The sequence below is a fragment of the Actinomadura violacea genome, assembly GCF_017573465.1.
Taxonomy (GTDB): Bacteria; Actinomycetota; Actinomycetes; order Streptosporangiales; family Streptosporangiaceae; genus Spirillospora; species Spirillospora violacea.
Genome location: NZ_JAGEPF010000002.1, coordinates 1 through 22466 on the forward strand (window position 1 = coordinate 1; position 22466 = coordinate 22466).

24 protein-coding genes and 2 riboswitches are annotated in these 22466 nt (G+C 72.7%); of the genes, 10 read left to right on the forward strand and 14 right to left on the reverse strand.

The window, feature by feature from the left end; all coding sequences use genetic code 11:
• Positions 1–897 (reverse strand): hypothetical protein (locus J4709_RS02250; RefSeq protein ID WP_232382878.1); only part of this gene is annotated, 897 nt, incomplete at its 3' end.
• 90 nt (positions 898–987) lie between these two features.
• Between J4709_RS02250 and cds1 the strand changes: the two genes are divergently transcribed.
• The gene (gene cds1, locus J4709_RS02255) at positions 988–2085 is read left to right on the forward strand and encodes an L-cysteine desulfhydrase Cds1 (RefSeq protein WP_208236344.1); all 1098 of its coding nucleotides are present in this window, start codon (positions 988–990) and stop codon (positions 2083–2085) included.
• Here the strand turns inward: cds1 and J4709_RS02260 are convergent, their stop codons facing one another.
• Together J4709_RS02260 and J4709_RS02265 are read right to left on the reverse strand one after the other, a co-directional pair.
• Entirely contained in the window at positions 2086–3384 is a 1299-nt protein-coding gene (locus J4709_RS02260) for a M50 family metallopeptidase (protein ID WP_208236345.1), read from the reverse strand.
• A 111-nt stretch (positions 3385–3495) separates the two neighbouring features.
• Positions 3496–4260 (reverse strand): FadR/GntR family transcriptional regulator, encoded by a 765-nt coding sequence (locus J4709_RS02265; RefSeq protein ID WP_208236347.1) that lies wholly within the window; start codon positions 4258–4260, stop codon positions 3496–3498.
• Between the two features lie 158 nt (positions 4261–4418).
• Between J4709_RS02265 and J4709_RS02270 the strand changes: the two genes are divergently transcribed.
• The 9 genes from J4709_RS02270 to J4709_RS02310 all read left to right on the forward strand — a co-directional run bounded on the left by J4709_RS02270 (position 4419) and on the right by J4709_RS02310 (position 14596).
• Positions 4419–5951 carry an amino acid permease gene (locus tag J4709_RS02270; RefSeq protein WP_307800881.1) on the forward strand — a complete coding sequence of 511 codons (1533 nt, stop codon included), beginning with the start codon at positions 4419–4421 and terminating at the stop codon, positions 5949–5951.
• A 22-nt stretch (positions 5952–5973) separates the two neighbouring features.
• Positions 5974–7329 carry a glutamine synthetase family protein gene (locus J4709_RS02275; protein ID WP_307800882.1) on the forward strand — a complete coding sequence of 452 codons (1356 nt, stop codon included), beginning with the start codon at positions 5974–5976 and terminating at the stop codon, positions 7327–7329.
• A 95-nt stretch (positions 7330–7424) separates the two neighbouring features.
• Positions 7425–8789 carry an aldehyde dehydrogenase family protein gene (locus J4709_RS02280; protein ID WP_208236349.1) on the forward strand — a complete coding sequence of 455 codons (1365 nt, stop codon included), beginning with the start codon at positions 7425–7427 and terminating at the stop codon, positions 8787–8789.
• 35 nt (positions 8790–8824) lie between these two features.
• On the forward strand, positions 8825–9589 hold the full coding sequence (locus tag J4709_RS02285) for a 3-oxoacyl-ACP reductase (protein WP_208236351.1): 765 nt from the start codon (positions 8825–8827) through the stop codon (positions 9587–9589).
• 123 nt (positions 9590–9712) lie between these two features.
• Entirely contained in the window at positions 9713–10069 is a 357-nt protein-coding gene (locus J4709_RS02290; protein ID WP_208236353.1) for a hypothetical protein, read from the forward strand.
• Between the two features lie 58 nt (positions 10070–10127).
• Positions 10128–10223, forward strand: a riboswitch (glycine riboswitch).
• Between the two features lie 4 nt (positions 10224–10227).
• Positions 10228–10327: riboswitch (glycine riboswitch) on the forward strand.
• A gap of 74 nt (positions 10328–10401) precedes the next feature.
• Positions 10402–11496 (forward strand): glycine cleavage system aminomethyltransferase GcvT, encoded by a 1095-nt coding sequence (gene gcvT, locus J4709_RS02295; protein ID WP_208236355.1) that lies wholly within the window; start codon positions 10402–10404, stop codon positions 11494–11496.
• Positions 11497–11510: 14 nt separating this feature from the next.
• Positions 11511–11900 carry a glycine cleavage system protein GcvH gene (gene gcvH, locus J4709_RS02300; protein WP_208236357.1) on the forward strand — a complete coding sequence of 130 codons (390 nt, stop codon included), beginning with the start codon at positions 11511–11513 and terminating at the stop codon, positions 11898–11900.
• Between the two features lies 1 nt (position 11901).
• A complete protein-coding gene (glyA, locus tag J4709_RS02305; RefSeq protein ID WP_307800883.1) occupies positions 11902–13158 on the forward strand; it encodes a serine hydroxymethyltransferase in 1257 nt (418 codons plus the stop codon).
• Between the two features lie 64 nt (positions 13159–13222).
• A complete protein-coding gene (locus J4709_RS02310; protein ID WP_208236359.1) occupies positions 13223–14596 on the forward strand; it encodes an L-serine ammonia-lyase in 1374 nt (457 codons plus the stop codon).
• Positions 14597–14617: 21 nt separating this feature from the next.
• Here the strand turns inward: J4709_RS02310 and J4709_RS02315 are convergent, their stop codons facing one another.
• From J4709_RS02315 to J4709_RS02365, 11 genes are all read right to left on the reverse strand, one after another.
• Positions 14618–15064 carry a winged helix-turn-helix transcriptional regulator gene (locus J4709_RS02315; protein ID WP_208236361.1) on the reverse strand — a complete coding sequence of 149 codons (447 nt, stop codon included), beginning with the start codon at positions 15062–15064 and terminating at the stop codon, positions 14618–14620.
• 39 nt (positions 15065–15103) lie between these two features.
• Positions 15104–16267 (reverse strand): thiolase family protein, encoded by a 1164-nt coding sequence (locus J4709_RS02320; protein ID WP_208236363.1) that lies wholly within the window; start codon positions 16265–16267, stop codon positions 15104–15106.
• A gap of 324 nt (positions 16268–16591) precedes the next feature.
• A complete protein-coding gene (locus tag J4709_RS02325; RefSeq protein ID WP_307800884.1) occupies positions 16592–17182 on the reverse strand; it encodes an Asp23/Gls24 family envelope stress response protein in 591 nt (196 codons plus the stop codon).
• The gene (locus J4709_RS02330; RefSeq protein WP_208236364.1) at positions 17183–17791 is read right to left on the reverse strand and encodes a DUF6286 domain-containing protein; all 609 of its coding nucleotides are present in this window, start codon (positions 17789–17791) and stop codon (positions 17183–17185) included.
• Positions 17788–18174, reverse strand: a complete 387-nt coding sequence (locus J4709_RS02335) for an Asp23/Gls24 family envelope stress response protein (RefSeq protein ID WP_208236366.1) — start codon at positions 18172–18174, stop codon at positions 17788–17790. Before J4709_RS02335 ends, J4709_RS02330 begins: the two co-directional genes overlap by 4 nt.
• Entirely contained in the window at positions 18171–18365 is a 195-nt protein-coding gene (locus J4709_RS02340; protein ID WP_232382998.1) for a hypothetical protein, read from the reverse strand. Before J4709_RS02340 ends, J4709_RS02335 begins: the two co-directional genes overlap by 4 nt.
• On the reverse strand, positions 18362–18787 hold the full coding sequence (locus J4709_RS02345; RefSeq protein WP_208236368.1) for a hypothetical protein: 426 nt from the start codon (positions 18785–18787) through the stop codon (positions 18362–18364). The genes J4709_RS02340 and J4709_RS02345 overlap by 4 nt, the downstream gene beginning before the upstream one ends.
• Positions 18784–19293 (reverse strand): Asp23/Gls24 family envelope stress response protein, encoded by a 510-nt coding sequence (locus J4709_RS02350; protein ID WP_173099092.1) that lies wholly within the window; start codon positions 19291–19293, stop codon positions 18784–18786. The genes J4709_RS02345 and J4709_RS02350 overlap by 4 nt, the downstream gene beginning before the upstream one ends.
• Positions 19294–19446: 153 nt before the next feature.
• Positions 19447–19632, reverse strand: coding sequence for a hypothetical protein (locus J4709_RS02355; RefSeq protein WP_173099091.1), 186 nt, complete (start codon positions 19630–19632; stop codon positions 19447–19449).
• Positions 19633–19694: 62 nt separating this feature from the next.
• On the reverse strand, positions 19695–20366 hold the full coding sequence (locus J4709_RS02360; RefSeq protein ID WP_208236370.1) for a response regulator: 672 nt from the start codon (positions 20364–20366) through the stop codon (positions 19695–19697).
• Positions 20363–21967 carry a sensor histidine kinase gene (locus J4709_RS02365; RefSeq protein ID WP_208236372.1) on the reverse strand — a complete coding sequence of 535 codons (1605 nt, stop codon included), beginning with the start codon at positions 21965–21967 and terminating at the stop codon, positions 20363–20365. The genes J4709_RS02360 and J4709_RS02365 overlap by 4 nt, the downstream gene beginning before the upstream one ends.
• Between the last annotated feature and the right edge of the window lie 499 nt (positions 21968–22466).

The following is a 22466-nucleotide window of genomic DNA, read 5'->3' on the forward strand; positions in this document are numbered from 1 at the left end:
CAAACAAGTCTCACCCCGTTCGCCCTCCCCGACGCTAGTCGGAGCCGGGGGCGGGCCCGGGGCCGCGGCCCGGCGGGCCGCGCGGGCCAGCCTGCGGCGGCGGGCGCGCTCCGCGGCGTCCGCGCTGCGCTGCAGCAGCTCCGGCGGGATCAGGTCGTGCCGGCCCGCGATGAACTCCTGCACCCAGATCTTCGCCCGGATCAGCGGCCGCCGGAACCGCACCTCCCGCCGGACGGCCCGCTGGTACTTGCGGGAGTCCGGGTCGTAGCGCCAGCGCGACCACGGCGAACCCGGGCGCGCCACCCGGAGCGCGCCCACCACCAGCAGGACCGGCAGGAACAGCCCGAGCAGGCCCGTCCAGATCTTGCCCTTCAGCAGCGTGATCACGGCAAGGACGAGGTTGGCGACGGTCGAGGCGAAGTACGCCTGCGACAGGGCGCTGCCCGCCGGGTCGGGGACGGCGTCGGCGAACCCGAACGGGCGGATGCCGAGCAGCAGCAGGCCCGTGACGGCGATCGCGACGAACACCGCGTCGACCGACGCGCGGCCCTTCTCCGTCCAGTACACGTCGCTGAGGTGCAGCAGCAGCGCGAACTCGTCCAGCACGAGCGCGGAGCCCGCGCCGAACACGACCGCCGCGACGCAGTCGAGCGTGACGTAGGCGTCGGGGGTCGCGAGGCTCGCGATGCCGCCGACCAGCATCAGCACCACGCCGAACACGACGTGGTGGACGTGGGTGTCGCCGGCCCGCACGTTGCCGAACCATCCGCTCACGTTCGCGCGGATCAGCCGCACGATCACGCGCGTCAGCACGAACGTGACGATGAACGCGGTGAAGAAGCCGAACAGCGGCAGCCGCCCGGTCTCCACGATGCGGTGCCGGAAAAGGTCGATCATGTGTCCCCCTGCTGGGCACCATAATGCCCGGTGACATGCGCCGATATCGTGGGACCCGGCCGATCGACGAGGATCGAGGGGAACATCACCGTGAGCCGTATCGCAGACCGCTGCGACCCGGGATGCCGGGCCTGGATCGCCGAGGCGATCCGCAAGGTCGAGGCGGACGCCAACCGCAGCGCCGACACGCACCTGCACGTGTTCCCGCTGCCGCCCGCGTGGGGCATCGACCTGTACCTGAAGGACGAGTCGGTGCACCCGACGGGGTCGCTGAAGCACCGGCTGGCGCGGTCGCTGTTCCTGTACGGGCTGGCGAACGGCTGGATCCGCGAGGGAACGGTGATCATCGAGGCGTCCAGCGGGTCGACGGCGGTGTCGGAGGCGTACTTCGCGCGGCTGCTCGGGCTGCCGTTCGTGGCGGTGATGCCGGCGTCGACGAGCCCGGAGAAGATCGGCCTCATCGAGTTCTACGGCGGCCGCTGCCACCTGGTCGACGACCCGTCCTCGATCTACGACGAGTCGCGGCGGCTCGCGGCCGAGTGCGGCGGCCACTTCATGGACCAGTTCACCTACGCCGAGCGGGCGACGGACTGGCGCGGCAACAACAACATCGCCGAGTCGATCTTCGAGCAGATGCGGCTGGAGCGGTTCCCGGAGCCGTCCTGGGTGGTGGTCGGCGCCGGGACGGGCGGGACGTCCGCGACGATCGGCCGGTACGCCCGGTACCGGCGGTTCCAGACGCGGCTCGCGGTGGTGGACCCGGAGGGCTCGGCGTTCTTCGGCTCGTACGCCGACGGCGACCCGGAGCGCACCGCGGCGGGCTCGCGGATCGAGGGCATCGGCCGGCCGCGGGTCGAGCCGTCGTTCCTGCCGACGGTGATCGACCGGATGATCCAGGTGCCGGACGCGGCGTCCGTCGCGGCGATGCGCTGGACGAGCCGGGTCAGCGGCCGCGACGTGGGCGGCTCGACCGGCACCAACATGTGGGGCGCGGCGGAGCTGATCGCGCAGATGCGGGCCCGCGGCGAGCGCGGCAGCGTGGTGACGCTGATCTGCGACGGCGGCGAGCGCTACGCGGGCACCTACGGCTCGGACGCGTGGCTGGCCTCGCAGGGCCTGGACATCGGCCCCTACGAGGCGGCGCTGGAGGCGTTCCTGAAGACCGGGGAGATGCCGGTCACCGTCTGATCAGCCCTTGAAGCGGATCGGGTTGAAGACGTCGGCGTAGATGAGCAGGCCGCCCATGACGATCAGGACGGCCGCCATCACGTAGGTGACGGGCAGCGCCTTGGCGACGTCGACGTAGCCGGGGTCGGGCTTGCGGAACACCCGGGCGAACGCCTTCTTCAGCGCCTCCAGCAGCGCGCCCGCCATGTGGCCGCCGTCCAGCGGCAGCAGCGGGATGAGGTTGAACAGCCCGACCGCCAGGTTCAGCGAGCCGAGCAGCATCACGAAGTACCAGACCTTCTGGGTCGTCGTGAGGTCCTTGGAGGCGGCGACGTCGCCGCCGATGCGGCTGACGCCGACGACGCCGACCGGGCCGTTCGGGTCGCGCTTCTCGCCGCCGAACGCGGCGTTCCAGACGCCGACCATCTTCTGCGGCATCCGGATGAGCGCGCCCGCGGTGTGCTCGGTCATCGACCCCATGGCCTCGGCGACGGCGCCGGGCCCCTGCCGCTGCATGGCCTGGGTGGGGGTGATGCCGAGGAAGCCCACGTCGACGATCTTGGTCTCGTCCTTGAGGTCGTACATCTGGTTGCGGGCGATCGGGACGGTCAGCGCCGTCTCGTGGCCGCCGCGCCGGATCACCACCGGGACGTTCTGCCCGCCGGAGTCGCGGATCAGCTTGCGCAGCTGCTCGTAGTCCTTGATCTTGTGGCCCTGGAACGACACGATCCGGTCGCCGGGCCGCAACCCCGCCTGGTGCGCGGGGGTGGGGGTGGCGTTCGCGGGGCAGCTCGTCATGTTCGACTGGCTGGCCGGGACGACGCACTCCGAGACGTCCTGGATGACGGGCTGCGCGGTCTCCTTCCCGATGCCCATGAGCAGGATCGAGAAGAACACCACGGCCAGCACGAGGTTCATCGCCGGGCCCGCGAACATGATGATCAGCTTCTGCCACCACGGCTTGGCGTAGAAGACCCGGTCGCCGTCGTCCGGCCGCACCTCCTCCAGCGCCGCGCCGCGCGCGGACTCGATGAGGCCCTGCCACGGCCCGGTGCTGATCCGCCGGACGGTGCCGGGGGCGTCGCCCCGGCGCGGCGGCAGCATCCCGATCATGCGGATGTAGCCGCCGAGCGGGATCCACTTGACCCCGTACTCCGTCTCGCCCTTGCGCTTGGACCACATCGTCGGCCCGAACCCGACCATGAACTGCGTGGTGCGGACGCGGAACAGCTTGGCGAAGCTGAAGTGCCCGAGCTCGTGCAGCGCGATGGACGCCAGCAGGCCGAAGAACAGGATCAGCACTCCCGCCAGCCAGCCCATGCGTCATGCCCCTCCGTCGTGCACCCCGCACACCGAGGGGTGGTCACCAGCAATCCCCTCAGACTACGTCAACGCGCCGCATCCCGTTCAGCGCAACGGGCGACGGGGCGCCTAGCCGAGGAAGGCGCGCAGGAGGGCGGCGGTGCCCTCCAGGTGCTCGGCGACGGCGCGGCGGGCGGCCTCGGGGTCGCCGGCGAGGATCGCCTCGGCGATCGCGGCGTGCTGGACGGCGGCGTGCTCGATGTTGCGGCCGAGGACGGGGATGGCGTTGAGCAGGTCGGTGACCCGCATCCGGGCGTCGGCGCAGGCGGCCGACAGCAGCGCGGAGCCGGTCATCTCGGCGATGGCGAGGTGGAAGAGGGTGTCGAGGCGGCGGTACTCGTCGGGGCCGGCGGCGTTCAGCGCGGCGAGGCGGGCGCGCAGCTGGGCGCGCTGCGCGCCGGTGAGGGCGGTGGTGGCGAGGATCTGCGCGGCGCCGGTCTCGACGGCCATCCGGTAGGTGAGGGTGTCGTTGAGGTCGTCGCCCATCTGGGCCAGGGCCCGCCGCAGGTCGGACTGGCGGGGCTTCGGGCGCTCGTAGGTGACGAACGTCCCGCCGAAGCGGCCGCGCCGGGACTCGACGTAGCCCTCCTGCTGGACGGCCCGGATCGCCTCGCGGAGCGTGACGCGGCTGACGCCGAGGAGCGGGGCCAGCTCGCGTTCGGGCGGGAGCCGCTCGCCGCGGTCGACGACGCCGAGCTTGATCGCCTGGAGGAGCCGCTCGACGGTCTCCTCGAAGGCGTTGCCGGCCCGGACGGGGCGGAACACCGCCGCCGCGGCGAGGTCGGGAACGCCCCCGGCGTCGGGCGCGCGGGGGTCAGGCTCGGGTGCGGGCATGACCGTCCTTCGGTCCGCGGGGGCTTCGGGCTCCACGTTACATGTGCGTTTCGTCGTCGTTCGGGGGGTTGACGCGGACCCCTCCGCAAACATTAATGGTCTGTCATTAGCCCATTGCGGCTGTGTCGACCCCCCCCGTGGCACGCGAGGAGGTGCTCGTGAGCATCGACGAGCACAAGGCTTCCGCCCCCGACCCCCGATCCGACGACGAGAAACGGCTGCACGAGCTGGGCTACGCCCAGGAACTCAGCCGGTCCATGTCCGGCTTCTCCAACTTCGCGGTCTCGTTCACCATCATCTCGGTGCTGTCGGGCTGCCTGACCTCCTACACCATCGGCCTCAAGGGCGGCGGCCCCGTCGTCATCACGTGGGGCTGGCTCGGCGTCGGCGCGATGACGCTGCTGGTCGCGCTGGCGATGGCCGAGGTGTGCTCCAGCTACCCGACGGCCGGCGGCCTGTACTACTGGGCGGCCAAGCTCGCCCCGTCCAACGGCCCGGCGTGGTCGTGGTTCACCGGCTGGTTCAACTTCACCGGGCAGGTCGCGGTGACGGCCGCGATCGTCTACGGGTCGGCGGCGTTCCTGAACCCGCTGCTGGACCTGCAGTTCGGCTACTCGGTGACGCTCAGCCACACGTTCCTGCTGTTCGCGATCCTGCTGGTCGTGCACGCGCTGCTGAACCAGTTCGGCGTGAAGCTCGTGTCGGTCCTGAGCAGCGTCAGCGTCTGGTGGCACGTGCTGGGCGTCGCGTTCGTCGTCGGGGTGCTGGCGTTCAAGCCGTCGCACCACCAGTCCGCCGGGTTCGTGTTCTCCAAGTTCGTCAACGAGACGGGCTGGCAGTACGGCGCGTACGCGGCGCTGATCGGCCTGCTGCTGTCGCAGTACACGCTGACCGGGTACGACGCGTCCGCGCACATGACCGAGGAGACGCACGACGCGGCCCGGTCGGGGCCGAAGGGCATCGTGAACTCGGTGCTGATCTCGGTCGTGGCGGGCTGGGTGCTGCTGCTCGGCGTCACCTTCGCCATCCAGGACTACGGCGAGGCCGTCAAGGACGGCCCGGCCGGGATCTTCATCGCGGCGACCGGCGACACGATGGGCAAGCTGCTGATCCTGGTGTCGTTCGGCGCGCAGTTCTTCTGCGGGATGTCCTCGGTAACGGCGAACTCCCGGATGATCTACGCGTTCTCGCGGGACGGCGCGCTGCCGTTCTCGGCGTTCTGGCACCGGATCAACAAGCGCAGCCGGACGCCCACCAACGCGATCTGGCTGGCCGCCGGCGGCGCGTTCGTGCTGGCGCTGCCCGCGATCTGGAACCTGACCGCCTACCTCGCGGTGACGTCGGTCGCGGTGATCGGCCTCTACATCGCCTACGTGATCCCCACGTTCCTGAGGCTCCGGCAGGGCAAGGAGTTCAAGGCCGGGCCGTGGAGCCTCGGCAGGTGGAGCAAGCCGATCGGCACGCTCGCGGTGATCTGGGTCGTGGTGATCTCGATCCTGTTCATCCTGCCGCCCGCGAACCCGATCACCAAGGACAGCTTCAACTACTCCCCCATCGCGATCCTCGTCGTCCTCGGCGGCGCCGGGCTGTGGTGGGTGCTGTCGGCCCGCAAGTGGTTCACCGGCCCGAAGGTGCAGGGCAGCGCCGAGGAGCTGGCGGCCATCGAGCAGGAACTCCAGTCGCTCGGCTAGCGCCGGTTAGGAGATCGGACACGTGACCACATCGCTCACCCTCGACGAGCTGCGCGGGGAGGCGGCGGAGGGCCGGATCGACACCGTGATCGTCGCGATCACCGACATGCAGGGGCGGCTGCAGGGCAAGCGGCTGTCGTCCCGCTTCTTCCTGGAGGAGGTGGCCGGGCACGGCTCGGAGGGCTGCAACTACCTGCTCGCCGTCGACGTCGACATGAACACGGTGGACGGCTACTCCATGTCGTCCTGGGAGCGGGGCTACGGCGACTTCGTCATGCGCCCCGACCTCGGGACGCTCCGCCGCGTCCCCTGGCAGGAGGGCGCGGCGCTGGTCCACGCCGACATCGTGTGGGAGGACGGCTCCGACGTGGCGCCCTCGCCCCGGCAGATCCTGCGCCGCCAGCTCGCGCGGCTGGCGGAGCGGGGCTGGGGCGCCTACGTCGGGACGGAGCTGGAGTTCGTCGTCTACCAGGACTCCTACGAGGACGCCTGGCGGAGGGCGTACCGGGACCTCACCCCGGCGAACCAGTACAACGTGGACTACTCGCTGCTCGGCGGCGCCCGCGTCGAGCCGCTGCTGCGCCGGATCCGCAACGGCATGACCGGCGCGGGGATGTACGTCGAGTCGGCCAAGGGCGAGTGCAACCTCGGCCAGCACGAGATCGCGTTCCGGTTCGACGAGGCGCTGCGGACGTGCGACAACCACGTCCTGTACAAGACCGGCGCGAAGGAGATCGCGGCCCAGGAGGGCATGTCGATCACCTTCATGGCGAAGCCGAACGAGCGGGAGGGCAACTCCTGCCACGTGCACATCTCGCTGCGCGACGCCGCCGGGGCGCCCGTCCTCGCCGGGGACGGGCCGCACGGCCTGTCGAAGATCGGCGAGCACTTCATCGCGGGCCAGCAGGCGTGCCTGCGCGACTTCACGCTGCTGTACGCGCCGAACATCAACTCCTACAAGCGGTACCAGCCGGGGTCGTTCGCGCCGACGGCGATCAAGTGGGGCGTGGACAACCGGACGTGCGCGCTGCGGCTCGTCGGGCACGGGCCGTCGCTGCGGATCGAGAACCGGGTGCCGGGCGGCGACGTCAACCCGTACCTGGCGGTGTCGGCGCTGGTCGCGGCGGGTCTGCACGGCATCGAGAACGAGCTGCCGCTGGAGGAGGCGTACGCGGGCAACGCGTACGCGACCGACGCGGAGACCGTGGTCGGGACGCTCCGCGACGCCGCCGCCGACTGGGGCCGCAGCTCCCTGGCCGTGGACGCGTTCGGCAAGGAGGTCGTCGAGCACTACGCGAACCACGCCCGCGTGGAGCTCGACGCCTACGACCGGGCGGTCACGGACTGGGAGATGTTCCGCGGCTTCGAGCGCCTGTAACCGTGACCGAACCACGTTCACTTGCGGCGTGTCGGCCTGAAGAGTCGGCTTTTAAGGCCGACACGCCGCAAGTCAACGACAGCAGCGAGGGGGACATGAGCGAGTTCGAGGTTCTGAATCCGGCGACCGAGGAGGTCGTGGAGGTCGTCGCGCTGGCGTCGGCGGACGAGGCCGACGCGGCGGTGGAACGGGCCACACGGGCGTTCCCGGCGTGGCGGGACGTGGCGCCGGGCAACCGGGCGCGGCTGCTGCGCGCGTTCGCCGACAAGGTCGGCGATCACCTGGAGGAGCTGGCCGCGCTGGAGGTCCGCAACGCCGGGCACCCGGTCGGGCAGGCCCGCTGGGAGGCCGGCAACCTGCGGGACGTCCTGCACTACTACGCCGCCGCGCCGGAGCGGCTCACCGGGCGGCAGATCCCGGTGCCGGGCGGGGTGAACGTGACGTTCGCCGAGCCGCTCGGGGTCGTCGGGGTGATCGTGCCGTGGAACTTCCCGATGCCGATCATGGGCTGGGGCATGGCGCCGGCGCTCGCCGCGGGCAACACGGTGATCGTCAAGCCGGCCGAACTCACCCCGCTCACCGCCCGCCGCGTCGGGGAGCTGGCGCTGGAGGCGGGCGTTCCGGAGGGCGTGCTGCAGGTGCTGCCGGGCGCCGGGCCGGTGGCGGGGCGGCGGCTGGTCGACCACCCGGACGTCCGCAAGATCGTCTTCACCGGCTCGACGCGGGTCGGCAAGGAGATCATGCAGGCGTGCGCGCCGGGCGTGAAGCGGCTGACGCTGGAGCTCGGCGGCAAGTCCGCGAACATCGTCTTCGCGGACGCCGACCTGGAGAAGGCCGCCGCGACCGCCCCGTACGCGGTGTTCGAGAACGCCGGCCAGGACTGCTGCGCCCGCTCCCGGATCCTGGTGGAACGTCCCGTCTACGACCGGTTCATGGAACTGCTCGAACCGGCCGTGCACGGCGTCGCCGTCGGCGACCCGCGCGAGGAGAAGACCGAGGTCGGGCCGCTGATCAGCGCCGCGCAGCGGGACCGGGTCGCCTCCTACGTGCCCGACGGCGCACCCGTCGCGATCCGCGGCTCGGCGCCCGAAGGCCCCGGGTTCTGGTTCCCGCCGACCGTCCTCGCCACCCCGGACTTCGCGACGCTCCCGGCCTGGCACGACGAGGTGTTCGGGCCGGTCGTCACCGTCGCCGCGTTCGAGGACGAGGCCGACGCGTACCGGCTCGCCAACGACACCCCCTACGGGCTGTCCGGCTCCATCTGGACCCGCGACGTCGGCCGCGCCCTGCGCGCCTCCCGCGCCGTCGAGGCCGGGAACCTGTCGGTGAACTCCCACTCGTCCGTGCGGTACTGGACGCCGTTCGGCGGGTTCAAGCAGTCCGGCCTCGGCCGCGAGCTGGGCCCGGACGCGCTCGGCGCGTTCACCGAGACCAAGAACGTCTTCATCGCCGGCGAATGACCGGCGAGCCCCCGCCAGTGACAGGAGAGAGCAGCATGCAGCGTCTGGAAGGCCGGGTGGCCGTCGTGACCGGCGGCGCCAGCGGCATCGGCCTGGCCACCGCGCACCGTTTCGCCGCCGAGGGCGCGCGGGTCGTCGTCGCCGACGTCGACGAGACCGCCGGCAAGAGCGCCGCCGGCGAGGTCGGCGGCCTGTTCGTCAAGGTGGACGTGACCAGCGAGGACGACGTCCAGGCCCTCTACCGGACGGTCCAGGACGCCTGCGGGCGCATCGACGTCGCCTTCAACAACGCCGGGATCTCCCCGCCCGACGACGACTCGATCCTGGAGACCGGCCTGGAGGCGTGGAAGCGCGTCCAGGACGTCAACCTGACCAGCGTCTACCTGTGCTGCAAGCACGTGCTCCCGTACATGCTGGAGCAGGGCAGGGGCTCGATCATCAACACCGCGTCGTTCGTCGCGGTGATGGGCGCGGCGACCTCGCAGATCTCCTACACCGCGTCCAAGGGCGGCGTCCTGGCGATGTCGCGGGAGCTCGGGGTGCAGTTCGCGCGGCAGGGCGTCCGGGTGAACGCGCTGTGCCCGGGGCCCGTCAACACCCCGCTGCTGCAGGAGCTGTTCGCCAAGGACCCCGAGCGGGCGGCGCGGCGGCTCGTCCACGTCCCGGTGGGGCGCTTCGCCGAGGCGTCGGAGATCGCCGCGGCGGTCGCGTTCCTGGCGTCGGACGACGCCTCGTTCATCACCGCGTCGGAGTTCCTGGTGGACGGAGGCATCTCCGGGGCCTATGTGACGCCCCTCTAGGACCCCGCTATGCGGCGCGGTGCTAACCGCGCCGCGATTTCTTGGCATGCCCGTCGGTATGCGCACGCCCCGCTTTGTGCGCATCATGGCGCTTTCCACCCCGGTCTCTGGAGAAGTGATCCCGTGAAGCGCAGTCTCGTGGCGGTCCTGGCGTTGTCGCTCGCGCTCGGCGGATGCGGCGGCTCGGACGGCAAGAAGAGCACCGCCTCGTCGTCCACCGCCGCGGCGCCCGCCCCGGCGGCGTCGTCGCCGTCCGTGGTGTCCGGGCCGAAGGGCTCCCCCGTGCCCACCGCCCCGGGCGGGGACGGGACGGCGAAGGCCGCGCAGAAGTTCAACGACTGCGTGCGCAAGCAGGGCGTCACCATGCCGAGCCCGCACCCGAGCTCGACGCCGTCGAAGGCCGAGCTGGCCAAGATCAGGGCCGCGCTGCAGAAGTGCGTGAAGGCGATGTCCGGCACCCCCGCCGCGACGCCGCGGTGATCGCCCGGCGGCCGCTGGTCGCACGGCGTCGCCGCTGCTAGCCTTTGCGCGACGCCGTTGATCCCGTGCGGGAGAGTTCCACGCAGCCGGCGTGGGACGCCGAAGGAGCAAATCCTCCCCGGAACCTCTCAGGCCCACGGACCGCACGGACCAGGCGACCTCTGGAAAGCGGGGACCCGTTCCCCCGCCGAAGGTGAAAGCCCGCGCCGCGTCTCCTGCGGGGCGGCGGGTGAAGCTCTCAGGCGCCGATGACAGAGGGGGAGGCACCGATACGCCCGGTGCGCGAGTGGGACGATGGACCACGCGCGCCCCGTGACGAAGGAGCCGAACCGATGTCCGCCGACCCGACCGCCAAGAAGACGCCGCTGCACGACGTCCACCAGGACCTCGGCGCGAACCTCGTCGATTTCGCCGGCTACCTGATGCCGCTGCGCTACCGGAGCGAGACCGCCGAGCACCAGGCCGTCCGCACCGGCGCGGGGCTGTTCGACCTGTCCCACATGGGGGAGATCTTCCTGTCCGGCCCCGGCGCCGCCGACGCGCTCGACCACGCGCTGGTCGGGAACCTGTCGCCGATGGCGGTGGGCAAGGCCCGGTACACGATGATCTGCGACCCGGACGGCGGCGTCCTGGACGACCTGATCGTCTACCGGCTCGCCGACGAGACCTGGATGGTCGTCGCGAACGCCGCGAACGCCGCGGTCGTCCGCGAGGCGCTGGTCGAGCGGGCCGCGGGCTTCGACGCCGCCGTCGACGACCGCTCCGGCGCCTACGCGCTGATCGCCCTGCAGGGCCCGCGCTCCCAGGAGATCCTCGAAGGGTTCACCGGCGCGCCGCTCGCCGGCCTGAAGTACTACGCGATCCTCGCCGACCGCGTCGCGGGCGTCGACGCGCTGATCGCCCGCACCGGCTACACCGGCGAGGACGGCTTCGAGCTGTTCGTGGACGCCGCCGACGCGGTCGGACTGTGGAAGGCGCTCGCCGCGGTCGACGGGGTGGTGCCCGCCGGGCTGTCGGCCCGCGACACGCTCCGCCTGGAGGCCGGGATGCCGCTGTACGGCAACGAGCTGACCCGGGAGACCACCCCGTTCGAGGCGGGCCTCGGCCGTGTCGTCAAGCTGGACAAGGCGGTCGACTTCGTCGGGAAGACGGCCCTGGCGGCGCAGGCGCAGACCCCCGCGGGCCGTAGGCTCGTGGGACTGGTGGCGCGCGGGCGTCGCGCGCCCCGCAAGGGGTACCAGGTCGTCACGTCCGGCGGCGCGCCGTGCGGCGTGGTGACCAGCGGCGCCCCGTCGCCCACACTGGGCACGCCGATCGCCATGGCCTACCTCGACAGCGGCGTCGAGGAGACCGGGCTCGCCGTGGACGTGCGCGGCAGGCAGGAGCCGGTCGACGTGGTGGCCCTGCCCTTCTACAAGCGTTCCTGAAAGAGAGAAGAGACGTGAGCGTTCCGGAGCAGCTCCGCTACAGCGAAGAGCACGAGTGGGTGGCCGGCCTCGGTGGCGAGGACGGCATCGTCACCGTCGGCATCACCGCGCACGCCGCCGACGCGCTCGGCGAGATCGTCTACCTCGAGCTGACGCCCTCCGAGGGCGACGCCGTCGAGGCCGGCGAGCCGTGCGGCGAGATCGAGTCGACCAAGTCGGTCAGCGACCTGTACTCGCCGGTCAGCGGCGAGATCACCGCGATCAACTCCGCGGTGGTGGACGAGCCCAAGGTGATCAACGACGACCCGTACGGCGAGGGCTGGATCTTCAAGGTGCGGATCTCCGACGAGCCGGGCGACCTGCTGGACGCCGAGTCCTACGACAAGCTGATCGAGGAGAGCTGACGTGGGACTGTACGACTCCCTCGCCGCGGCCGACCCGGAGGTCGCCGAGGCGGTGGACGCCGAGCTGCGCCGCCAGCAGTCCACCCTCGAGATGATCGCGTCGGAGAACTTCGCGCCGGTGTCGGTGCTGGAGGCGCAGGGCTCCGTCCTGACCAACAAGTACGCCGAGGGGTACCCGGGCCGGCGCTACTACGGCGGCTGCGAGTTCGTCGACGTCACCGAGCAGCTCGCGATCGACCGGGCCAAGGCCCTGTTCGGCGCCGAGCACGCCAACGTGCAGCCGCACAGCGGCGCGCAGGCCAACACCGCGGTCTACTTCGCGCTGCTGCAGCACGGCGACACGATCCTCGGCCTCGACCTCGCGCACGGCGGGCACCTCACCCACGGGATGCGGCTGAACTACTCCGGCAAGGTGCTGAACGTGGTGCCCTACCACGTCCGCGCCGAGGACGGCCTGGTCGACATGGACGAGGTCGCCTCCCTCGCCGCCGAGCACCGGCCGAAGATGATCGTGGCGGGCTGGTCGGCGTACCCGCGGCAGCTGGACTTCGCCGCGTTCCGGGAGATCGCCGACTCGGTCGGCGCGCTGCTCATGGTGGACATGGCGCACTTCGCCGGGCTGGTCGCGGCGGGGCTGCACCCCTCGCCCGTCCCGTACGCCGACATCGTCACCACCACGACGCACAAGACGCTCGGCGGCCCGCGCGGCGGCCTGATCCTCGCCCGCGAGGAGTACGGCAAGAAGATCAACTCGGCGGTCTTCCCCGGCATGCAGGGCGGCCCGCTGGAGCACGTGATCGCCGCCAAGGCCGTCGCGCTGAAGATCGCCGCGTCGGAGGAGTTCAAGGCCCGGCAGGCCGTCACCGTCGAGGGCGCGAAGATCCTCGCCGAGCGGCTGCTCGCCGAGGACTCGGCGAAGGCCGGCGTGAAGGTGCTCACCGGCGGCACGGACGTGCACCTCGTCCTGGTCGACCTGGTGGACTCCGAGCTCACCGGCCGCGACGCCGAGGACCGGCTGCACGAGATCGGCATCACCGTCAACCGGAACGCGGTCCCGAACGACCCGCGCCCGCCGATGGTGACGTCCGGCCTGCGCATCGGCACGCCCGCCCTCGCGACCCGCGGCTTCACCGCCGAGGACTTCGCCGAGGTCGCCGACGTGATCGCGCTGGCGCTGCAGCCGTCCTTCGACGCCGGGGCGCTGTCGGCGCGGGTGAAGGCCCTCGCCGACAAGCACCCGCTGTACCCCGACCTGTAACTCCTCCGCGCCCCCTTCCCCCGTCCGCGCGGGAAGGGGGCGCGCGCTACGACGAGGTAGCACCATGGCCATCAGCGTTTTCGACCTCTTCAAGATCGGCATCGGACCGTCGTCGTCCCACACGGGCGGCCCCATGGCGGCGGCGCACCGCTTCGCCCGCGGCCTGCGGCGCGACGGCCTGCTGGAGCGGACCGCGTCCGTCCAGGCGGTCCTCTACGGCTCCCTCGGGCTCACCGGGAAGGGCCACGGCTCCGACAAGGCCGTCATCCTCGGCCTCGAAGGCGACAAGCCCGAGACCGTCGACGTCGACACGGTGGACGAGCGGCTCGCCGCGATCCGCGAGCACAAGTCCCTCCGCCTGTTCGGCTCGCACGACGTCCCGTTCGCCGTCGGCGAGCACCTGGTCTTCGAGCGCAAGGAGTCGCTGCCCGGCCACCCGAACGGGATGCGCTTCACCGCCTGCGACGCCTCCGGCGAGGAACTGCGCTCCAAGGTGTACTACTCGGTCGGCGGCGGCTTCATCGTGGACGAGAACGCCACCGGCGCCGACCGCATCAAGCCGGACGACACCGTCCTGCCGCACCGCTTCGACACCGCCGCCGAGCTCCTCGACCGCTGCCGCGAGACGGGCCTGTCCGTCTCGGCGCTCATGCTGGAGAACGAGAAGGCGTTCGGCCGCACCGAGCAGGAGATCCGGGAGGGGCTCATCAGGCTCTGGCACGTCATGCGGGCCAGCGTCACCCGCGGCTGCACCCGCGAGGGCCTGCTGCCGGGCGGCCTGAAGGTGCGCCGCCGCGCCCCGCAGCTGCACCGCCAGCTGTCCGCCGAGAAGGCGTCCGACCCGCTGGCCGCGATGGACTGGGTGACCCTCTTCGCGCTCGCCGTCAACGAGGAGAACGCCGCGGGCGGCCGCATCGTCACCGCCCCCACCAACGGCGCCGCCGGCATCATCCCGGCCGTCCTGCACTACCACGACCGGTTCGTGAACAGCGGCGACGACGAGAGCGCCGTCCGGTTCCTGCTCACCGCCGGCGCGATCGGCGTGCTGTTCAAGCAGAACGCCTCCATCTCCGGCGCCGAGGTCGGCTGCCAGGGCGAGGTCGGCTCCGCGTGCTCGATGGCCGCCGCCGGCCTCACCGAGGTCCTCGGCGGCACCCCCGAGCAGGTCGAGAACGCCGCGGAGATCGGCATCGAGCACAACCTCGGCCTCACCTGCGACCCGGTCGGCGGCCTCGTCCAGGTCCCCTGCATCGAGCGCAACGCGGTCGGCGCCATCAAGGCGATCAGCGCCGCCCGCATCTCCCTGCGCGGGGACGGCCGCCACTTCGTCTCCCTCGACAAGGCCATCAAGACCATGCGCGACACCGGCCGCGACATGCTCGACAAGTACAAGGAGACCTCGCGCGGCGGCCTCGCCGTCAACGTCATCGAGTGCTGACCTTCCGGAGTCTCGCCGGGGTCAGGAGGTGAGGGCGCCCCGGCCCGTCGGCGAGTGGGCGCCGGGGCGGGCCTCGTTGCCGCAGTGGCGGCAGATCACCATCGGGCTGAGGGTCTCGCCGCAGGAGTGCCGCCACCGGACGGGCGGGTCGTCGGGATGCAGGTGCCGGTCGCCCCACGCCATCAGGACGATCAGCACGTCGCACAGCTCCCGCCCCGCCGCCGTGAGGTGGTACTCGTAGCGGGCGGGGCGGTCGCTGTAGCGCTCGCGGCGGACGATGCCGTTCTCCTCCAGCTTGCGGAGCCGGGCCGCCAGGATGTCGCGGGTCGCGCCGGTGTTGCGGACGATCCGGTCGAACCGCCGGACGCCGTAGCTGAGCTCCCGGATCGCGAGCAGCGTCCAGCGTTCGCCGACGATGTCGAGCGTGTCGGCGATGGAGCACTCGCGGGGGTGGGCGTCCTTCGGCATACCGGGAAGCCTAACCGCCGGTCCCGGGCGGCCCGCCCGTCACAGCCGCTCGACGATCGTGGCGTTGGCGAGGCCGCCGGCCTCGCACATCGTCTGCAGGCCGTAGCGGCCGCCGCGGTCCTCCAGGGCGTGCAGCAGCGTGGTCATGATGCGGGCGCCGCTGGCGCCGAGCGGGTGGCCGACGGCGATCGCGCCGCCGCGGACGTTGACGCGCGCCAGGTCGGCGCCGGTCTCGCGCTGCCAGGCGAGGACGACCGGGGAGAACGCCTCGTTCACCTCGAACAGGTCGATGTCGCCGAGGCTCAGGCCGCCCCTGGCCAGCACCTTCTCCGTCGCCGGGATGATCGCCGTCAGCATGAGCAGCGGGTCGTCGCCGGTCACGGCGAACGCGTGGAAGCGGGCGCGGGGCCGCAGGCCGAGCCGTTCGGCGACGTCCGCGCCCATCACCAGGACGGCGGCGGCGCCGTCGTTGATCGGGGACGCGTTGCCGGCGGTGACCTTCCACGCGATCTCGGGGAACCGCGCCGCCATGCGCTCGTCGTAGTAGGCGGGCTTGAGGCCGGCGAGGATCTCCGGTGACGTGCCGGGCCGGACGGTCTCGTCGCGCTGCCCGGTCCAGGCGACCTCGCGGTCGAACTCGCCGTTCTTCCACGCCTCGGCGGCGCGGCGGTGCGACTCGTAGGCGTAGGCGTCGAGCTCCTCGCGGGACAGGTCCCACTTCGCGGCGATCAGCTCGGCGCTGATGCCCTGGCCGACGAGGCCGTCGGGGTAGCGCTCCTTGAGCATCGGGCCGAACGGGTCGCTGCCGGGGAGCACGCCCGACCCCATCGGCACCCGCGACATCGACTCGACGCCGCACGCGATCGCGATGTCGTACGCGCCGCTCCGCACGCCCTGCGCGGCGATGTGCAGGGCCTGCTGGGACGAGCCGCACTGCCGGTCGACGGTCATGGCCGGGACGCTCTCGGGGAACCCGGCGGCCAGCACGGCGGTCCGGGTGATGTTGAGGGCCTGGTCGGCGACCTGCGTGACGACGCCGCCGATCACGTCGTCGACGAGTCCGGGGTCGATCCCGGCCCGTTCGACGAGCGTGGCCAGGGTCCGCGCCAGCAGGTCGGCCGGGTGGTCGGCGTGCAGGGCCCCGCCCGGCTTGCCCTTGCCGATGGGTGTGCGCACCGCTTCCACGATCACCGCGTCCCGCATGACCACCTCCGTTGTGTTTTCCAACTCACTGCCCCAGTATCGGACGAGTCAGTTGGAAAACACAACCCACCGATCGGGAAAAGAAGAACCCGGGGGCGCGGCGTCGAACGCCGCGCCCCCGGGTCTTCGGGCCGCTCTAGCCGGAGGGGCCCATGCCGTGGTCCGTCTGTTCCTTCCATGCGTCGAAAGGCCCCAGTGAGCCGCCCGGAACCAGCAGGTCGATCAAGCGAGCCTCCTCATTCCCTCGACGTCATGTTCACTAAAGGACGTTAGTCGGACAAACCGCCATACACACCCAACAAGCCCCCAAGGTGTCATCAAAGGTCAGAGCAGCGTCTCCGCCCGGTCCCCCTGTACCAGCCGCAGCCGCACCACCGCCGGCACCGACTCGCGGCCCAGCGCCGCCGACAGCCGCGGCATCGCCTCCTCCTCGATCCGCTGCCGCAGCTCCGCCGGATCGGCGCGCCGCAGGTACGCGACGTTCAACCGCAGCTCCGGCCGCCGCGACGAACCGACCAGCCGGGCCCGCGCCGTCCGCACCCCCGGGTACTCCCCGACCTCGGCCTCCAGCGCGTCCGTCACCGCCCGCCCCGACAGGCGCGTCCGGCCGCCCGCCGAGTCCGGCTCCATCGCCAGCCCCGGCAGCCTCCCCGTCCGCCCCTGCGCCAGCAGCCACGCCAGCCCGAGCAGCGCCAGCACGATCACCGCCGCGGCGACCGCCGGCCAGAACCAGCCGTGACCGGCCGCGTACCGGCGGACCGCGCCGCTGAACACCCGTCCCGTCGCCCGGCTCTCGCCCAACACGCCCGCCCCGCGCGCGAGCCCCGCCCCGCCGGCGGCGGCCATCAGCGCGCCGACCAGCACCAGCCCCGTCCGGTTCAGCTGCGCGGGCCGCCGGGTCGTCCTGGCCGCCACCTAGGCCTCCTTATACGTCAACCGCACCGACACGGCCCGCGGCCGCAGCGGCCGGATCCGCTCCAGGCACTCGCCCACCGCCTCGGCGACCCCGTCCTCCAGGCCCCGCGCGTCGCGCACCGGCGTCTCCGCGACGACCTTCACCCGCCGGCGCCCGAGCCGGACCCGCCGCACCCGCGCCACCCCGGTCGCGTCCTCCGCCGCCGCCGCGATCGCCCGCCGCAGCCCGCGCCTGCTCACGCCCATCATCACGTCGGGGACGGCGCCGTGCAGCGGGACGACCCGCGACCGTCCCGGCAGCAGCCCGGCCAGCAGGAACACCAGCCCCACCAGCACCAGCCCGCCGCTGATCGCCCGGGTCTCCCACCCGTCCCACCGGACGTCCAGCAGGGCCCGGTACGCGACGACGTGCAGCGACGACCCGATCATCGCCGAGATCACGTCGATCGCGGCGATCACCGACGCCGCGAGCAGCAGCAGCGCCGCGACCGACCCGATCCGGACCCGCCGGGACCGGAACGCGTGCCGCGCCGCCCGGTCCGCCCGGCGCTCCCCCGACGTCCGCGCCCCCCGCGCCGGCGCCCGCCGGTGCCCGGCATGCGTGATCATGAGACGGTCCTCCCGGTGGGCCGCTCCAGCGCGGCCACGTCGATGTCCACCTGCCGCACGGTCAGGCCCGTCAGCGCCTCCACCCGCTCCCGCACGCCCTCCCGGACCCGCCGCGCCACGTCCCGCACCGGCAGCGGGTACGCCACCGACACCGCCACCTTCGCCGTGACGACCTTCCCGTGCACCCGCACGTCGGTGCGGGCCGCGCGGCGCCCCGGCAGGCCGACGCCGAGCACCGACCGGTCGAGCCCGCCCGACCCCGCCGTCTCCTCGGCGGCCCGCGCCACGATGCGCTCCACGACCCGGTCGCTGATCACCGTCCGCCCCCGCTCGCCCGGCGGCCGGACGTCGTCGGTCTCGACGACCCGCTCGTCCGCCGTCATCGCTGCCGCCTGCCGGCGTTGAACGAGAACAGCTGCCGGATGTCGAGGTTCCCCTCGATCGCCCGCCCCGTCAGGAACCCGAGGCAGCCCAGGAACAGCACGATGAAGAAGGGGCCGAACCCGCCGAACGCGCCCGCGAACCCGAGCGCCACGCCGAAGGCCAGCCCCACCAGCGGCCATACCGGAATCACTTCGCTCCCCCTTCGGCGATGTCCCCGATCAGCACGTGCACCGGGCGGTCCCCGGCCAGCGGGCGCACCGCCCGCCGCACGTCCTCCGCGGTCTCCGGCAGCGGCCGCTCCACCCGGGCCACCACCCCGACCTCGATCTCCGCGTCCCGCACGGCGACGCCGGCCAGCGGCCGTCCCGCCCGGTACGTCATGATCCGCGCCCGCGGCCCGGCGGTCAGCCCCGCGACCGACCGGCACCCGGCCGCCGCCTCCGCGACCCGCTCCACCAGCCGCCCCGGACCGCCGTCCGACCCGGAATCCGAGGACGCCCGGACCGCGTCCGGGCGCTCGGTGCTCGCGGACGTGCCCTTCCGGGCGGTGGCGCGGCGCGCGGGCGCGGCGGCGCGGGCGGCGCCGGGCGTCGTGCGGGTGCGGGCGGTCATAGCACCCGCGGACCCGTCGGCTGCTCGGACTCGTCGCGGTCGTCGTCCGGCAGGTGGATGTCGTCGACGGTGATGTCGACCTCCACGACCTCCAGGCCGCACATGTGCTCGACCTGGCCGATCACGTTGGTGCGGACGGCGTCGGCGAGGTCCGGTATCGACGCGCCGTAGTCCACGACGAGGTCGATGTCGATGGCGGCCTGGCGCTCGCCGACCTGCACCCCGACGCCCTGCGTCGGGTCCGCGGCGACGCCGGGCAGCCGCTCCTTGACCGAGCCGATCGTGCGGCTCATCCCCGCGCCCATCTCGTGCACGCCGCCCACCTCGCGGGCCGCCATGCTGGCGATCTTGGCGACCACCACGTCGGCGATCTCGGTGCGGCCGCCGGACGTGACGAGTTCGCTCGTCCCGCCGGAACGGGAGCGGTGCGGGCCCTCGCCGGGCCGGTCCTTCGGCCGGTCCTGCGTGGCGACCGAGCCGTCCCTGCGTCCATCGTCCTGGCTCACGGTGTCCCCCCGATGCGTCGGCAATGTGCGATTGATGCTCACCGCGGATCACACCAAACCCGTCAGGGGCGGACGAACGGCCAGGTCAACAGGGTTTTACATGCGAAGCGGGGGCCGGCGGCGCAGCGCCGCCCGCCCCCGCCGCCCAGGGCGCTAGCCCTTGAACATCGCGCGCATCTTCCGGGCGGCGTCGCCCGGCTTGACCTTGCGCGGCTTGTCCCCCGCGCGTCCGGCGTCGTCGGCGGCCTCCCCGGTGCGGGCCGTGCGGGGCTCGCCCGGCTCGTTCCTCCGCTCCGGTTCGGCGGTCCTGCGGTCCACCTTGTCGTTCAGGTCACCCACGACAACTCCCCCGATGTCGCTGACGGATCGTTCGTCCCGTAGGTACCCCGCGGCGGGCCCGTCTACCCCGGGTAGAAGCGGACCTCCGGCCGGCCGACCTGCCCGTAGTGGGGACGGCGCGTGGCGAGGCCGTTCTCGGCGAGGTACTCCAGGTAGCGGCGCGCGGTGACGCGGGACACCCCGGTGAGATCGGCGGCCGCGGCGGCGGACACGCCCTCGGACGCGCCCGACAGCACCTCGGTGATCGCCTGGAGCGTCTCGCCGCTCATCCCCTTCGGCAGCGACCGGTGGTCCGGGGTGCGCAGGGTCGCGAGCATGCCGTCCACGTCGGCCTGCCCGGACACCTCCCCCGCCCCCACCAGCTGCTCCCGGTAACGCGCGTACCGGACGAGCTTGTCGCGCAGCGACGCGAACGTGAACGGCTTGAGCAGGTACTGCACGACCCCGATCGACACCGCGGAGCGGATCACCGCGAGATCCCGCGCGGACGTGACAGCGATCACGTCGACCTCGCTGCCGCCCGCCCGCAGCGCCCGGCACACGGTGAGGCCGTGCGTGTCGGGCAGGTAGAAGTCCAGCAGGACGACGTCGACCGGCGACCGCTCGCAGAACCGCAGCGCGTCCGCGCCCGAATGCACCACCCCGGCGACCGCGAACCCCGCGACCTGCTCGACGTACGAGCGGTGCGCCTCGGCCGCGACCGGGTCGTCCTCCACGACCAGCACCGAGATCATCGGGCGTCCAGCGGCAGCCGGACGGTGAACACGGCCCCGTCGTCCCCGCCGACCTCCACGGTGCCGGCGTGCCGCCGGACCGCCCGGCCGACCAGCGCCAGCCCCAGCCCGTGCCCGACCGGGCCGCCCGACGACTTGGTCGTCCAGCCCCGGCGGAACATCTCCGGGACGTCCGCCGGGTCCACCCCGGGGCCGCTGTCGGCGACCCGCAGGACGAGCCGCCCGCCCTCCCTGCGCACGCTCACCCGGACCCGCGGCGCCCGCGCCCCCGCGTTCTCCACCGCCGCGTCCACCGCGTTGTCGATCAGGTTGCCGAGGATCGTGACCAGGTCGCGGGGCTCCACCACCCCGTCGATCGCGGTGTCCTCGGCGATCTCCAGCTCCACGCCCCGCTCCGCCGCCTCCGCCGACTTGCCGAGCAGCAGCGCCGCCAGCACCGGCTCCGCCACCGACCCGACGACCCGGTCCGTGAGCCGCTGCGCCGCCGCGAGATCCGCCGTCGCGAACTCGACCGCCTGCTCCGGACGGCCCAGCTCCACCAGCGACACGACCGTGTGCAGCCGGTTCGCCGCCTCGTGCGCCTGCGACCGCAGCGACTCGGCGAACCCGCGGACCGTGTCCAGCTCCCCCGTCAGCCCCTGCAGCTCCGTATGGTCCCGCAGCGTCACCACATTGCCCATCGCCCGGTCCCCCGACCGGACCGGCGACGTGCTCACCACCAGGACCCGCGTGTCGCCGACATGGATCTCGTCCGCGCGCGGCACCGGCGACGTCATCGACGCGACCAGCTCGCCCGGCAGCCCCAGCCCGCCCACGTCCCGCCCCGCCGGACCGTCCGCCGGCAGGTCGAGCAGCTCGCGCGCCGCGTCGTTGCACAGCACGACACGGCCCCCGCGGTCCAGCAGCACCAGCCCCTCCCGGACCGCGTGCAGGATCGCCTCGTAGTACTCGAACATCCCCCGCAGCTCCGCGGGCGCCACCCCCCGCGTCTGGCGGCGCAACCGCGCCGCCACCAGGCAGCTCCCCCCGATCCCGAGCGCCAGCACCATCGCCGCGATACCGACCACGACCAGCAGCCGCCGCCGCAGCTCCGCCGAGATCGCCCGGATCGTGATACCGACCGCCACCAGCGCCACCACCCGGCGCCCCTCCCCGAACACCGGCACCACCGTCCGCACCGACGGCCCGAGCGTCCCCGTGTAGGTCTCGGTGAACTCGTGCCCCGCCAGCGCCCGCGCCGTGTTCCCGACGAACCGGCCGCCGATCCGGCTCGGGTTCGGATGGGTGTACCGGATCCCCGCCGGACTCATGATCGTGATGAAGTCCACGCCGGTGTCGCGCCTGATCCGCTCCGCGTACGGCTGCAGGATCCGGCTCGGCGACCGACCGGCGACCGCCGCCCGCACGTCCGGCGCGTCCGCGATGCTCTCCGCCAGCGCCGTCACCGTGTGCGCCGCCCGCTCGTCGGTCGCGCGCCGCGCGTCCAGGTACGCGAGCGTCGCGCCGACCGCCACCAGCAGCGCGACGATCGCCGCCTGCAGCGCCAGCAGCTGCCGCGCCAGGCTCCAGCGTCCGGGCGCCGCCCAACCGGGACGCCGCATCCCACCCGTACCTCTCGTCTCGGCCCTTCCTCACGGATCTGCCGTGAACGAAATGTACACAACCGTGACCGTTACCAGAAGATCGCGCATAGTGACGGATGCATGCCGCCCGACCTGCACGACCATCCCCGTGCGCGGACGCCCATCGTGTGCATGCGCCCGCTCCGCGGCGCAGGGGCGCCCGCCCGAGCGCGGACACCCGTCCGGGCTCCGGCGCCGACCCCGCCCGGCGCCGCCCGGACGGGTGCCGTGTTTATTGGCATTGCCCTTGGCGGTCAGGCGCTAGAGCGCCTTCCCTTCGGCGGGCAATGCGTGCGATCGCAGCATCGCTTCGACTCGGCCCTGGGGGCCTCGCTGCGCGATCGGATTCTCGCTTCGCTCGAATCCGGCTTCGCACGCGATCGCGACTCCTGAGGTCGCCGCGTGGCTGGGCCAAGCACAGTGCGCCGGTTGCTGCCGGTGGTTCCGTGCAGGTTCGGACTTGGCTTCGCACGCGATC